General features: G+C 72.7%; 12 protein-coding genes. 11 read left to right on the plus strand and 1 reads right to left on the minus strand.

The features are described 5' to 3' along the window. Positions 1-39: 39 nt before the first annotated feature. The 8 genes from Cus16_RS13670 to Cus16_RS13705 all read left to right on the plus strand — a co-directional run bounded on the left by Cus16_RS13670 (position 40) and on the right by Cus16_RS13705 (position 7,235). Positions 40-717, plus strand: coding sequence for a response regulator transcription factor (locus Cus16_RS13670; RefSeq protein ID WP_069713204.1), 678 nt, complete (start codon positions 40-42; stop codon positions 715-717). Continuing rightward, complete coding sequence (locus Cus16_RS13675; RefSeq protein WP_069713205.1) at positions 710-2,053, plus strand: sensor histidine kinase; 1,344 nt, start codon at positions 710-712, stop codon at positions 2,051-2,053. Before Cus16_RS13670 ends, Cus16_RS13675 begins: the two co-directional genes overlap by 8 nt. Positions 2,054-2,143: 90 nt before the next feature. Continuing rightward, complete coding sequence (locus Cus16_RS13680; protein WP_141718999.1) at positions 2,144-2,785, plus strand: PepSY domain-containing protein; 642 nt, start codon at positions 2,144-2,146, stop codon at positions 2,783-2,785. Between the two features lie 90 nt (positions 2,786-2,875). Continuing rightward, positions 2,876-3,397 (plus strand): helix-turn-helix domain-containing protein, encoded by a 522-nt coding sequence (locus Cus16_RS13685; protein ID WP_069713207.1) that lies wholly within the window; start codon positions 2,876-2,878, stop codon positions 3,395-3,397. After that, the gene (locus Cus16_RS13690) at positions 3,384-3,854 is read left to right on the plus strand and encodes a GNAT family N-acetyltransferase (protein WP_189319605.1); all 471 of its coding nucleotides are present in this window, start codon (positions 3,384-3,386) and stop codon (positions 3,852-3,854) included. The genes Cus16_RS13685 and Cus16_RS13690 overlap by 14 nt, the downstream gene beginning before the upstream one ends. A 55-nt stretch (positions 3,855-3,909) precedes the next feature. Beyond that, entirely contained in the window at positions 3,910-5,976 is a 2,067-nt protein-coding gene (locus Cus16_RS13695) for a glycosyltransferase family 39 protein (RefSeq protein WP_069713208.1), read from the plus strand. Between the two features lie 18 nt (positions 5,977-5,994). Next, complete coding sequence (locus Cus16_RS13700) at positions 5,995-6,516, plus strand: GNAT family N-acetyltransferase (RefSeq protein ID WP_069713209.1); 522 nt, start codon at positions 5,995-5,997, stop codon at positions 6,514-6,516. Then, entirely contained in the window at positions 6,513-7,235 is a 723-nt protein-coding gene (locus Cus16_RS13705) for an alpha/beta hydrolase (RefSeq protein ID WP_069713210.1), read from the plus strand. The genes Cus16_RS13700 and Cus16_RS13705 overlap by 4 nt, the downstream gene beginning before the upstream one ends. 77 nt (positions 7,236-7,312) lie before the next feature. On the opposite strand, the gene Cus16_RS13710 is transcribed toward Cus16_RS13705, so the two are convergent. After that, positions 7,313-8,668: an APC family permease gene (locus tag Cus16_RS13710; protein ID WP_069713211.1), complete on the minus strand. Its 1,356-nt coding sequence runs from the start codon at positions 8,666-8,668 to the stop codon at positions 7,313-7,315. A gap of 187 nt (positions 8,669-8,855) precedes the next feature. Between Cus16_RS13710 and Cus16_RS13715 the strand changes: the two genes are divergently transcribed. The 3 genes from Cus16_RS13715 (at position 8,856) to Cus16_RS13725 (ending at position 13,881) form a co-directional block, all read left to right on the plus strand. Continuing rightward, positions 8,856-9,605 (plus strand): HAD family hydrolase, encoded by a 750-nt coding sequence (locus tag Cus16_RS13715; RefSeq protein WP_069713212.1) that lies wholly within the window; start codon positions 8,856-8,858, stop codon positions 9,603-9,605. Between the two features lie 40 nt (positions 9,606-9,645). Next, positions 9,646-12,156, plus strand: coding sequence for a glycoside hydrolase family 65 protein (locus Cus16_RS13720; protein ID WP_069713213.1), 2,511 nt, complete (start codon positions 9,646-9,648; stop codon positions 12,154-12,156). A gap of 273 nt (positions 12,157-12,429) precedes the next feature. Then, positions 12,430-13,881: a sugar transferase gene (locus tag Cus16_RS13725; RefSeq protein ID WP_083263986.1), complete on the plus strand. Its 1,452-nt coding sequence runs from the start codon at positions 12,430-12,432 to the stop codon at positions 13,879-13,881. Positions 13,882-13,884: the final 3 nt, after the last annotated feature.

Consider the following 13,884-nt stretch of genomic DNA (forward strand, 5'->3'; position numbering starts at 1 on the left):
CTTCAGGAGCGGTTCAGGGCACCACGCCATGCTCGGACGATGCGCGTGCTGGTGGTCGACGACGAGGTCCGGCTCGCCGACGGCATCCGGCTCGGGCTGCAGGCCGAGGGGTTCGCCGTCGACGTCGCCCACGACGGGGTCGACGGGCTCTGGTACGCCCGCGAGCACCCGTACGACGCCATCGTCCTCGACCTGATGATGCCGGGCATGAGCGGGTGGAAGGTCTGCGAGACGCTCCGTACGGAGCAGGACTGGACCCCGGTGCTCATGCTCACCGCCAAGGACGGCGAGTGGGACCAGGTGGACGCCCTCGACGCCGGTGCCGACGACTACGTGACGAAGCCGTTCTCGTTCCCGGTCCTGGTCGCGCGGCTCCGTGCGCTCGTCCGCAGGGGGTCCCGGGAACGACCCACGGTCCTCCGGACGGGCGACCTGCGACTGGACCCCGCGGAGCGACGGGTGTGGCGGGGCGAGGTCCTGCTCGACCTGACCAGCAGGGAGTTCGCGGTGCTCGAGTACCTGGTGCGCCACCCGGGCCAGGTCCTGTCGAAGCGGGACGTCATCGCCAACGTGTGGGACGACGACTTCGCCGGGGACCCGAACATCGTCGAGGTGTACGTCGGGCACCTCCGCAGGAAGGTCGACCGGCCGTTCGGCCGGAACGCGATCGAGACCGTCCGCGGGGCCGGGTACCGCCTCGACGCCGACGGTGGCTGAACGGCCGGCCGGGTCCCGCCGGACCGGCCGTCCGCGGTCGATCCGCGCCCGGGCGACGGGAGGCGCAGCCGTCGTCGTCCTCGTCGCCCTCGTCCTCGGGGCGGTCGCCTTCGTCGGCGTCCTGGGGAGCTCCCTGACGGACGGCGTCCGGAGCGCGGCGGAGCAGACGCTCGACGGACTCGGCGGTCGGGTGGAGACGGACGGTCCCGCCGCCGTCCGTGCGGAGGACGACGACGTGCTCGCCCAGCTGCAGGACGGTGACGGCCGGGTGCTCGCGCGCGCCGACGACAGCCCGGAACGGGCGCTCCCCACCGGCGACGGGTCGCGGTACCGGCACGACGGCGACCGGTGGCTGCTCGTCGCCGACGACGTCGAGCTGCCCGACGGCTCCGACGGGGTGCTCGTCGTCGGTGCTCCCCTCGAGGACGCCGACGCCGCCGTGCGCACCGTGTCCGTGCTGCTCGTCGTCGCCGTGCCCGTCGCGGTCGCGCTCATGTCGCTCGTGACGTGGTTCGTCGTGGGTTGGGCCCTCCGCCCGGTCGACCGGATGCGCCGCGAGGTCGACGACGTCGAGGGCGCGAACCTGCACGCCCGCGTCGCCGAACCGGGCTCCGGGGACGAGGTCGACCGGCTCGCCGCCACCATGAACCGGATGCTCGGACGGCTCGAGGCGTCGCAACAGGCGCAGCGGCAGTTCGTCTCCGATGCCTCGCACGAGCTGCGCTCCCCGCTGGCGACGATCCGGCAGCACGCCGAGGTCGCCCGAGCGCACCCCGAGGTCACCGGCACCGCCGACCTGGCCGCGGTCGTCCTCGACGAGGGCGCCCGCCTGCAGGACCTCGTCGAGTCGCTGCTCCTGCTCACCCGGGTCGACGAACGCGGGCGCGACCGGGACCGTGCGGTGGACCTCGACGACCTGGTGTTCACCGAGGGGTCGCGATCCCGGTCCGCAGCCGTCCGCGTCGACGTGTCCGGAGTGCGCCCGGCGCGGGTGCGCGGTGACGGCCGGCTGCTCGGGAGGGTGGTGCGGAACCTCGTCGACAACGCGGTCCGGCACGCCGACCGCGCGGTCGTCGTCACGCTCGGGACCGTCGCCGACCACGGGGTGCTGGTCGTCGACGACGACGGGCAGGGCATCCCGGAAGCCGACCGGACCCGTGTCCTCGAGCGGTTCGTCCGGCTCGACGAGGGGCGTGCGCGCGACGCCGGCGGCTCCGGCCTGGGGCTCGCGATCGTCGACGCCGTCGTCCGGGCCCACGGCGGCACCGTCACCGTGTCGGCGGCGCCGGGCGGTGGGGCCCGGTTCACGGTCCGGCTGCCGCTGCTGACCGACTGAGGTGGTCCCGCCGGCACCCGGGCACGCGCGCCTCGGCGTCACCCAGGTCGCTTCAGGTCTGCTTCAGTGCCCGTCACCCACGGTGGGAGCATGCAGACCACGAAGCACACCACCGCCCGCCGCGTCGCGATCCTCACCGCCCTCCCGCTCGTCGGGGTGCTGGCGCTCGCCGGATGTGCGTCCGACGACGACCGCGACGACACGGCCGCACCCGCGGCGTCCGCGCCCGCCGTCTCCACGCCCGACGGCAGCAGCACCGGCGGCAGCAGCACCGGCGGCAGCAGCGCCGCCGCGGGCAACGACGCACTCGCCGCCGCCGTCGCGACCGCGCGGGAGGCCATCGGGTCCGGCACGGTCACCTCGATCGAGCAGGAGGCCGGAGGCACCTCGTGGGAGGTCCTCGTCGTGACGTCGGACGGGAACGAGCAGGAGGTCCACGTCGAGGCCGACGGCGGGCGCACCACGGCCGGACCGACGAAGGAGACCTCGGACGCCGAGGACGTCGCGGAGAACCAGCGCTTCGTCGGTGCCGCGGACCTGTCGGTCACCCAGGCGGCGGCGGAGCTCGTCGAGACGGTCCCGGGCACGGTCACGGAGCTCGGTCTGGACGACCACCGGGGCACCGTCGTCTGGGAGGGCGACGTCCGTGACGACTCCGGGACGAAGCACGGCATCCGGATCGACGCCGGCAGCGGGAAGGTCGTCACGAACACGGTCGACACCGACGACTGACCGGCGTCGGGACGCTGACGGACCAATGTCGGGATGCTGTCGTGTCCGTGTCGTGGTGCTGTCGTGCCCGGCGTTCCTAGGCTCGGCACCATGAACGAGATGCGGATCGCCACCCTCCGACGCGAGCGGGGCTGGACCCAGGAACGACTGGCCGAGACGAGCGGGATCGCCGTCCGGACCGTGCAACGGCTCGAGCGGGGCAACGAGGCGAGCCTCGAGACGCTGTCGGCGATCGCCCGGGCGCTGGACGTGCCGGTGCGGGAGCTCTTCGCGGCGGAGGACGGGGCCGCGCTCGACGCGGGGGTCCGCGGTCTCGACGAGCGGACGGAGGCCGCGGCGGCGGCCGCGGCGTCCGAGCAGGCGGCGCGCGACCGGTTCGTCGCCGGCTTCTGGTCGATGTCCACCGCCCTCGGTGTGCTGTTCGGCATCGTCACCGTGGTGCTCCTCGTCCTGCACGTGTGGTCGGCGCTCGTGTTCCTGCTCGTGGGTGCCTACTGGGCCGTCCGGTACCCGGTCGGTCGGTTCCTGCTCGACACCGTGATGGGCCCGCGGCTCGACCGCCGCTGGCCGCTGTCGCACGCGTCGAGCGCGCCGGTCCGTGCGGCTCGCTGAGCCGACGCCGGTCCGCGTCGGGCCGGAGGACGTCGACGAGGTGCACGCCTTCCTGTCGGCGTGCGACCTGACGGTCGCGGGCCTGTCCGATCCGGGCGTCCGTCTCTGGACGGTCCGTGACGCGGCCGGCACCGTCGTCGGCACCACGGGCTACGAGACGGGGCCGGACGGGAGGCACGCCCTCCTCCGCAGCGTGGCCGTCGAACCGACGCTGCGCGGCTCGGGCCGCGGGGCGGCGCTCGCCCGGTTCGCGATGACCGAGGCGTCGGCTGCCGGCGCACGGCGGGCCTGGCTGTTCAGCCGGCGGTCCGGCCCCTTCTGGCAGGGTCTCGGCTTCGCCGCCGCGGACCGGCAGGAGCTCGCGACGGTCCTCGCCGGGACGGCCCAGGTCGAGCTGTTCCGCTCCACCGGCCAGCTCGCGCGTGAGGTCGCCTGGAGCCGGTCGCTCGTCCCTTAGGGACGTCCAAGGCTGCGCCGACGATCCGCGCACGTGGGGGTCGCACGCTCGGGGCATGACCGAGACGATCCCCGCCGAGCGCCCGCGCCTCCTGCCGCCACCGACCCCGGGGCCACGTGCCCTCCGCGAGCGCCTGGCGGGGCTGGTCCGCCGTCGTGCGGACGCCGCGCGGTGGGAGCGCCCCGCGTTCCTCGGCCTGCTGCTGGTGACCGGCGTGCTGTACGTCGTGAACCTCGGCGTCAACGGCTGGGCCAACGCCTTCTACTCCGCGGCCGTGCAGGCGGGCAGCCAGAGCTGGGAGGCGTTCTTCTACGGCTCGTCCGACGCCGCGAACGCCATCACGGTCGACAAGCCGCCGGCGTTCCTCTGGGTGATCGGCATCTCCGTCCGGCTGTTCGGGCTGAACTCGTGGTCGATCCTCGTGCCGCAGGCGCTCATGGGCGTCGCGTCGGTGGCGGTCCTGTACTGGATCGTCCGGCGGCGCTTCTCCGCCGGAGCCGCGCTCGTCGCCGGTGCGGTCCTCGCGACCACCCCGGTGGCGACCCTGATGTTCCGCTACGACAACCCGGACGCGCTCCTCGTCCTGCTGACGGTCGGCGCGATCGCCCTGACGCTGCGTGGCATCGAGTCCGGGCGGATGCGCTGGGTCGTCTGGGCGGGGGTGCTCGTCGGGCTCGGCTTCCTGACGAAGCAGCTGCAGGCGTTCCTCGTGCTGCCGCCCCTGGTCGGCGTGTACCTCGTCGCGTCGCCCCGTCCGGTGCTCCGACGGGTCGGGCACCTGCTCGCCGCGGCGTTCGCCGTCGTGGTCTCCGCCGGGTGGTGGGTCGCGATCGTCGAGCTCGTGCCGGCCTCGGCGCGGCCGTACGTCGGCGGTTCGCAGACGAACAGCTTCCTGGAGCTCACCTTCGGCTACAACGGCCTCGGCCGGGTCACCGGCGACGAGACCGGCAGCGTGGTGCCCGGCGGGACGACCGGTGCGGGATCGTGGGGCTCGACCGGGCTGACGCGGCTCTTCGGCTCGGAGTTCGGCACGCAGGTGACGTGGCTGCTGCCGACCGCGCTCGTGCTGCTCGTCGTGGCGCTCGTCGCCGTCGGGGTCCGTCGGCGGCGTGACCCGCGGCTGGCCACGGTCCTGGTGCTCGGCGGCTCGCTGCTCGTCACCGGTTTGGTGTTCAGCTTCATGGGCGGGATCTTCCACCCGTACTACACGGTGGCGCTCGCGCCCTACGTCGCCGGGCTCGTCGGCATCGGCGCCGGGCTCCTGTGGCAACGACGCGCGGTGCTCGCCTGGCGCATCGTCACCGCCGGGGTCGTCGCGCTCTCCGGTGGGTGGTCGTTCGCGCTGCTGTCCCAGGCGTCGTCGTGGCAGCCGTGGATCCGCTGGGTCGTCCTGGTGGCGACGATCGTCGGAGCGGTGTTCGTCCTGCTGCCGCCGCGTGGCCGGGGACGCTCCGGGGCGACGGTGGCCGCGGTGCTCGTCGCGGCGCTGCTCGGGCCCACGGCATTCTCGGTGCAGACGACCACGGTCGGGCACACGGGGGCGCTGCCGACGGCGGGCCCGAGCGTCCAGACGAGTGGGTCCGGCGGCGGTCGTGGTGGCGCTCCAGGAGGCCAGGGCGGTCCCGGCGGGCAGGGCGGGCCCGGAGGTCAGGCAGGGCAGGCGCGACCCGGTGGGCAGGGTGCACCCGGCCAGGCGACGAACGGCCGAGGCGTCGGACCGGCTGCCGGCGGTGGCGGTGGCGGTGGCGGCATGAACCTCCTCGGGGGCTCCACCGAGGTCTCGGACCAGGTCGTGGCCGCGCTCACCACGGACGCCGACGCCTTCACGTGGGCTGCGGCGACCGTCGGGTCGAACAGCGCCGCCACGTACCAGCTCGCCACCGGCGACCCGGTGATGGCGATCGGCGGCTACAACGGCACCGACCCGGCACCGACCCTGGCGGCGTTCCGGGCCCTGGTCGCCGCGGGGGAGATCCACTGGTTCATCGGTGGCGCGCAGTCGGGTGCGGGCAGCAGCAGCGGGAGCGACGCAGCCGAGCAGATCGCCGAGTGGGTCGCCGCCCACTTCGAGGCGACGACGGTCGACGGCGTCACGATGTACGACCTGACGACCACCTCCTGACACCGGTACCGTCGATCCGTGACGATCGAGCTGCGCCGACTGACCGGGGACGACTGGGCCGCCTGGCGCCCGGTCCGGTTGACGGCCCTCGCCGACGCGCCCGAGGCCTTCGGCTCCCGGCTCGCCGACTGGCAGGACGCCCCCGAGCACCGCTGGCGCACGCGCCTGTCGCTGCCGGGGGCGCTCGACCTGCTCGCCGTCGAGGACGACCGCCCCGTCGGCACGGCCTCCGGGGTGCCCGACACCGACGACCCCGGCCGCGTCGAGCTCATCTCGATGTGGGTCGAGCCGGCAGCGCGCGGGCGAGGGATCGCCGGCGTGCTCATCGAGGCGATCGCCCGCTGGGCGGCCGAGCAGGGCGCGACCGACCTGCTGCTGTCCGTGATGCCCGACAACGACCGTGCTCGCCGGACCTACGAGCGGACGGGCTTCACGGCGACGGACGAGCCCGGCGACCTGCTGCCGGACGGCCGCCGCGAGACCGTGATGCGGCGTGACCTCACCCTCACGGGCCGCCGCGCGTCGGAGGACCGACCGTGAACCGGGCACTCCGCTGGACCGCCTGGGTCGTCGCCGTCGTGGTGCTGCTCGCGGTCGTGTTCCTCGTGTACGCGAACATCGTCCTGCAGGGCACCCGGAGCGCCGCGCTGCAGGTCTGGCGCGACGACCGCGTGGCCGTCCGCGACGCCGGCGACAGCGTCGTGATGACCCCGACCGGGACCGCCGACGGCACCGGGATCGTGTTCATCCCCGGTGCGAAGGTCGACCCGTACGCGTACCTGGCGACGTTCCGGCAGGTGGTCGCGAGCGGCACGACGGTCGTCATCACGAAGCCGACGCTCAACCTGGCGTTCTTCGACACCCGTCCGCTGGCGACGTTCGAGGCGCACGCCCCCGGGGTCGCGAACTGGGCCGTCGGCGGGCACTCCCTCGGCGGGGTCCGCGCGTGCCAGCTCGCCCAGGACGCCGACGGGCTGCTGCTGCTCGGCAGCTACTGCGCGAACGACATCGCCCGCTCGTACGTCCAGGTCCTCAGCGTCTCCGGCTCCCGTGACGGCCTGTCGACGCCGGAGAAGGTCGCCGCCGCACGCGGCGAGCTCCCGTCAACCGCGCGGATGGTCGAGATCGAAGGGGCGAACCACGCCGACTTCGGTGCGTACGGCGACCAGCCGGGTGACCGGACGGCCACGATCTCGCGCGAGGACGCTCGCCAGCAGATCAGCGCGGCGATCGAGGACTGGGTGCGCACGCTCCGCTGACGCGACCATCTGACGGACAGGAGGCCCGGTGCCAGCCGGCACCGCGCCTCCCGTCCGTCAGCTGGTCCCGCGACCGCTCAGTGGATGCGGCCCGCCTCGTGGTCGCGACCGCTGCGGCGACCCGTCGCCCGGGCGATGAAGTACAGCACCACGCCGACGGCGAGCAGCAGCGCCGCGTACAGCCAGACCTGCCCGCTCTGCTGCGTCAGCAGCAGCACGCAGGACGCGACGCCGAGCACCGGCACCCACGTCCACACCCGGAAGTGGTCGTGCTCGACCCGGTCCTTCCGCAGCACGAGGACGGCGACGTTCGTGCTGATGAACACGAACAGGAGCAGGAGCACCACGGTCTCGGCGAGCGTGCCGACGTCCCCGACCAGGGTGAGGGCCATCGCGACGACCGTGGTCGCGACGATGGCGACCCACGGGGTCTTCCGGTTCGGCAGGACCGTCGCGAGCAGGGCGGGCAGCAACCGCTGCTCGGCCATGCCGTAGGTCACCCGGCTCGCCATGATCATGGTGAGGAGCGCGCCGTTCGCCACGGCGACCAGGGCGATGAGGCTGAACACCCAGTCGGGGACCGGGACACCGGTGGCCGACACCACGGCCAGGAGCGGACCGCTCGACCCGGACAGCTCCGACGCCGGCAGGGCGATCGAGCTCGCGAGGGCGACGAGCACGTAGACGACACCGGCGGTGGCGAGGGACCCGAACAACGCGCGGGGGTAGACGCGGCGGACGTCGCGGACCTCCTCGGCGATGTTCGCCGAGGTCTCGAAGCCGACGAACGAGTAGTAGGCGACGATCGCGGCGCTCAGGGTGGCCAGCGCGGGGTTCGCCTCGGCGGGGAAGGCGCCGATGCGCGAGACGTCGCCGCCACCGCCGCCGAGCATCACCGCGACGACCACGATGACGATCACGAGACCGGACACCTCGATGATCGTCATGACGACGTTGCTCCGCAGCGAGTCCGAGATCCCGCGGGCGTTCAAGCACGCGACGAGCGCGAGGAACACGATCGCGGTGGGGACCGGCGGCAGGTCCACGAAGGTGCCGAGGTAGTCGCCCGCGAAGGCCAGCGACAGGCCCGCGGCGCTCGTCACGCCGGCGGCCAGCATGCTGAAGCCGACCAGGAACGACACGATCGGCGTCTTGTAGGCCCGCTCGGCGAACACCGCGGCACCGCCGGCCTTCGGGTACTTCGTCACGAGCTCGGCGTAGGAACCGGCGGTGAGCAGGGCCAGCAGCAGCGCGAGGACCAGCGGGGCCCAGAGCGCGCCGCCGACGTCCTTCGACAGGGTGCCCATCAGGGCGTAGATGCCGGCGCCGAGCACGTCGCCGAGGATGAAGAGGAACAGGAGCGGGCCGGTGATCGCCTGCTTGAGCTTCGAGCCGGAGCCGCTCTGCGGGGGAGCGGAGGTGTCGCTGGTCATGGTGGTGCCTTCCGTCGCGACCAAGGTCCGCCGCCGGCGGTGCGGGCGTTCCCGGAAGGTCCACCGTGCGCGGTCGGCTCCCGGGCGGACGGTTCTCCACGGGTGCCCGGCGAGCCTGGGCGTCCGCGCTGGAGCGGTCCTAGACTCGACCGGAGCCGAACCGACCACCGCGAGCAGAGGAACCCCGATGACGACGCCGGACCGGCACACCCCAGCGCGACTCGCCGACACGCGAGCGCTCCTGTTCGACCTCGACGGGGTCCTCACCCCGACGGCCGACGTCCACATGCGCGCGTGGAGCCGCCTCTTCACGCCGTTCCTGGCGGAGCACGGCGCGGCGCCGTACACGGAGCAGGACTACTTCGACCACATCGACGGCAAGCCCCGGTACGACGGCGTCCGCTCCCTGCTCGAGGCGCGCGGCATCGACCTGCCGCAGGGCACGCCCGACGACGCCCCGGGCAGTGACACCGTCTGCGCGCTCGGCAACCGGAAGAACGCCGAGTTCACCGCGGAGCTGACCGAGCACGGCGTCGAGCCGTACCCGGGCTCGCTGCGGTTCCTGACGACGGCGATCGACGCCGGCATGCGGGTCGCCGTCGTGTCGAGTTCCGCGAACGCCACGCAGGTGCTCCGCACCGCGGGCATCCTCGACCGCTTCCCCGTGGTCGTCGACGGCCTCGTCGCGCGGCAGGACGGCCTGGCCGGCAAGCCCGCGCCGGACACCTACCTCGACGCCGCCGCCCGGTTCGGCCTGACCCCGGCGGAGTGCGTCGTGGTCGAGGACGCCACGAGCGGGGTCGAAGCCGGTCGGAACGGTGCCTTCGGGCTCGTCGTCGGCGTCGACCGCGGCGCCGGCGCCGACGCCCTGCGCAAGCACGGAGCCGACGTCGTCGTGCGCGACCTCGCCGAGCTCGTCGACCAGCTCCCGGCCTGACCTCCCCGAGACACCCACCCCTCCCCACGGAGAGAACCGCATGAACCCCATCACCTCGGACCCCCTCGACCGCGTCCGCTACCCGGTCGACGAGTGGGCACTCGTCGAGACCGAGTACGCGCCGGACGAGCAGGGCGTCGCGGAGACGAACTTCGCCGTCGGCAACGGGTACCTCGGCCTGCGCGGCAACCTCGACGAGGGCCGTGGCGGCGTGCAGTACGGCACGTACGTCAACGGCTTCCACGAGACCTGGCCGATCCGGCACGCCGAGGACGCCTTCGGCTTCGCGAAGACCGGACAGACCATCATCAACGCGCCGGACGCCAAGGTGATCCGGCTCTACGTCGACGACGAGCCCCTCGTCCTGGCCGAGGCGGACATCCTGCGCCACACGCGGCGCCTCGAGTTCCGCGGCGGGTACCTCTACCGCGAGACCGAGTGGTCGACGCCGTCCGGCAAGCGGGTGCTGATCCGTGCGCGCCGCCTGGTGTCCTTCACCGACCGGCACCTCGCCGTCATCGACTACGAGGTGACCGTGCTCGACGGGGACGCCTCGATCCTGCTGTCCAGCCAGATCCTGAACCGGCAGGACGTGCAGGACGAGTACCACGCCGGCATGCGTGCCGCGGCGAACGCCTTCGACCCGCGCAAGGCCGAGGCGTTCACCGAGCGCGTGCTCGACCCCAAGCTCAAGCGCAGCACCGGTGGGCGTTCCCTGCTCGGGTACCAGGCATCGAGCTCCGGCATGACGATCTGCGTCGGCGTCGAGCACCACCTGGAGACCGAGAACCACTGGGACGAGGCCTCGTCGATCGACGACGACCTCGCGAAGCACGTCTACCGGATCCAGGCTCGACGCGGCGTCCCGATCCGGCTCGTGAAGCACATGGTCTACCACACGTCCCGCGGCGTGCCGGCCCGCGAGCTCGCCGACCGCTGCGACCGCACGCTCGACCGCGCCCGCGCCGAGACGGTGGAGGAGACGTTCGCGAAGCAGCGCGCGTGGATGGACGACTACTGGGTCCGCAGCGACGTCGAGATCCCGGGACAGCCGGCGATCCAGCAGGCCGTGCGCTGGAACCTCTTCATGCTCGCCCAGGCGACCGCCCGCACCGACGGGCACGGCATCGCCGCGAAGGGCGTCACGGGCTCCGGCTACGGCGGCCACTACTTCTGGGACATGGAGATCTACGTCCTGCCGTTCCTGTCGTACACGGCGCCGATCGTCGCCCGGAACGCCCTGCGCTTCCGCTACAACATGCTCGACTCGGCACGGTCGCGGGCGCGCGAGCTGAACCAGCGCGGTGCGCTCTTCCCGTGGCGGACGATCAACGGCGAGGAGTCGAGCGCGTACTACGCAGCCGGCACCGCGCAGTACCACATCGACGCGGACATCGCCCATGCGCTCATGCAGTACGTCCGCGCATCCGGGGACACCGACTTCCTGAAGCGCGGCGCGATCGACATCCTGGTCGAGACCGCGCGGCTCTGGTCGGACCTGGGCTTCTGGCGGTCGAACGGCGACAAGAAGTTCCACATCGACGGCGTCACCGGCCCGGACGAGTACACGACGGTCGTCGACGACAACCTCTACACGAACGTGATGGCGCGGGCGAACCTGTGGTTCGCGGTCAACGCCACGCGGCAGCTCGCCGTCGACGACCCGGAGGAGTACGGCCGGATGGTCCGGCGCACCGGGCTCGACGACGCCGAGGTGACCGACTGGGAGCACGCCGCCGAGTCGATGGAGATCCCCTTCGACCCGCACCGCGGCATCCACCCGCAGGACGCCCAGTTCCTCGACAAGGAGCTCTGGGACCTCGAGAACACGCCGGACTCGAAGCGCCCGCTGCTGCTGCACTACCACCCGCTGGTCATCTACCGGTTCCAGGTGCTCAAGCAGGCGGACGTCGTGCTCGCGCTGTTCCTCCAGGGGCACGAGTTCACCGCGGCCGAGAAGCGCCGCGACTTCGACTACTACGACGCGCTCACGACGGGAGACTCGACGCTCTCCGCCGTCGTGCAGTCGATCATGGCGGCCGAGGTCGGCTACCACGACCTGGCGGCGCAGTACTTCCTCACCGCGCTCTACGTCGACCTGGCGGACCTGCACGGCAACACCTCGGACGGCGTGCACATCGCGTCGACCGGCGGCATCTGGGGAGCGCTCGTCAACGGCTTCGGCGGCATGCGCGACCACGGCGGCCGCATGACGTTCAACCCGCGGCTGCCGATGGACTGGGAACGCCTGACGTACCGGATCCAGGTGCACGGCTCGCGTGTCCGCGTCGACCTCGAGGAGGACACGATGACGTTCACGGTCGAGACCGGCGAGGGCTTCTCGGCGTGGGTGCACAACCAGCAGTGGGACGTCACCGCCGGTGCACCCACCGTTGTGCCGATGCCGCACCACGGCCCGCGCATGACCGGGCACGCCCCGACCACGAGCGACATCCAGGGCACGCTGCGGGCGGACGGGTCGGTGATCACCGCGTCGATCCCGATGATCTCCCTCGACCGGGACTTCGACGTCGACGAGACGACGGCCTGACGCCGGGTGCGGTCGGCAGCGTTCGCGCGCCGACCGCGTCGCCCTGCTCAGGGCCGCAGGACGTCCGAGGTGGTGGCGCTCAGATCGTCGGCCTGCGCGGAGTCGTGCCCGGGGATCGGTGTGACGCTCGACCGGGGCGGCCGGTGATCTCGCTCCTCATGGACCTTCCGAAGTTCGGCTGGTATTGCACACCTGGTATATTGGTGGCAGATCAGTTCGAACCGGAGGAGGCCGCCCTTGTCTGTGATCGGTCCTGCCGCTCGAGCGGCGAGGATGCTCTTGCGGCCACTCCGCGATCTCGAGGTGCCCGATCTGGTGACCGCGCCCGTCGTGGTGCCGCGGTCACACGACTGGCGTGGGTTCCACAGCTCCGCCCGGGCCCTGACCGACGCGGCGGCGCTCGGGGTGAGTGCGCTCGTCGCATTCGTCGTCGGGTCACCAGCTCCGCCTGTCCCGTCCCTGGCGACGATCGCGTGGTGCGCGGGTCCCTGCGCCGTCCTCCTGGTCTGCCTCGCTCTCGTCGGGAGTCGAGATCCTCGGATCCTCGGGACCGGTACGGAGTTCACGCGGGTGCTCAGGGGGGTGGCATGGGCTGTCGGCGTGGTCGCGGTGGCGGGCTGGCTGGTCGTCCCGGACGGCCCGCGCGGCGGTGTGCTCGTGGTCGGTGTGCTCGGGACCATCCTGATCCTGGTCGCGCGGTTCGTCTGGCAGCACGTGCTCCTCCGTGCCCGACGCGCCGGACGCTGCGCTGAGCGGTTGCTCGTCGTCGGGAGCGCCGGCTCGACCGCGCGCATGGTCGAGGACCTGGAGCGGGATCGATCGGGCCGCGTGACGGTCGTCGACACCTTCGTGATCGGGCGACCGGACGCACCGAACGGCGGGGATGCTGTCCCCGATGTCCTGGCCGCCGTGCACCCGCACTGCGTGGACACCGTCCTCGTGGCCGCTTCCGATGTGATGTGCCCGGACGCGATGCGTCGGCTCGGCTGGGCGTTGCGTGACCGCCGCGTCGATCTCGCTGTGGCGCCACCGTTGGGTGAGGTCGCCCCACACCGGGTGCAGCACCGGAACATCGCCGGACGGCCCTTCCTCCACCTCCCCACGGCTGAGGCCCGGTCGACGGAGCCCCTGAAGCGTGCGGTCGACATCGTCGGATCGACGATCCTCCTCGTGGTCCTGGCGCCCGTGTTGCTGGGAGTCGCAGCAGTCGTCCGGGTGTCGTCGCGTGGGCCTGTGCTGTACCGGCAGGAGCGCATCGGGCGGTTCGGCGTCCCGTTCCAGATGCTCAAGTTCCGCTCGATGCGGGTCGGAGCCGATGCGGAACTCGAGGCACTGATCGCTGCGGACGGGCCCGTGGTCGAGCCGCTCTTCAAGGTGCGGGACGACCCGCGGGTGACCCGCGTCGGCCGGGTCCTGCGTCGGTACTCGCTCGATGAGCTCCCGCAGCTCCTGAACGTCCTCGGCGGATCGATGAGTCTCGTCGGTCCCCGTCCGCAGCGTCCCGCCGAAGTCGCCCTCTACGAGGAGGCCGCGCATCGCCGGCTCCTCACGAGACCGGGCATGAGCGGACTGTGGCAGGTCGAGGGTCGGTCCGCGCTGCCGTGGCGCGAAGCCATCCGGCTCGACCTCTACTACGTGGACAACCGGTCGGTCCGCGGTGACCTGCACATCCTGGCCCGGACCGCCCGAGCCGTGGCCGCTCCCACCGAGGACGAGGCGCACTGACCG

The sequence above is a fragment of the Curtobacterium sp. ER1/6 genome (assembly GCF_001742745.1).
In the GTDB taxonomy this organism is placed as follows: Bacteria; Actinomycetota; Actinomycetes; order Actinomycetales; family Microbacteriaceae; genus Curtobacterium; species Curtobacterium citri.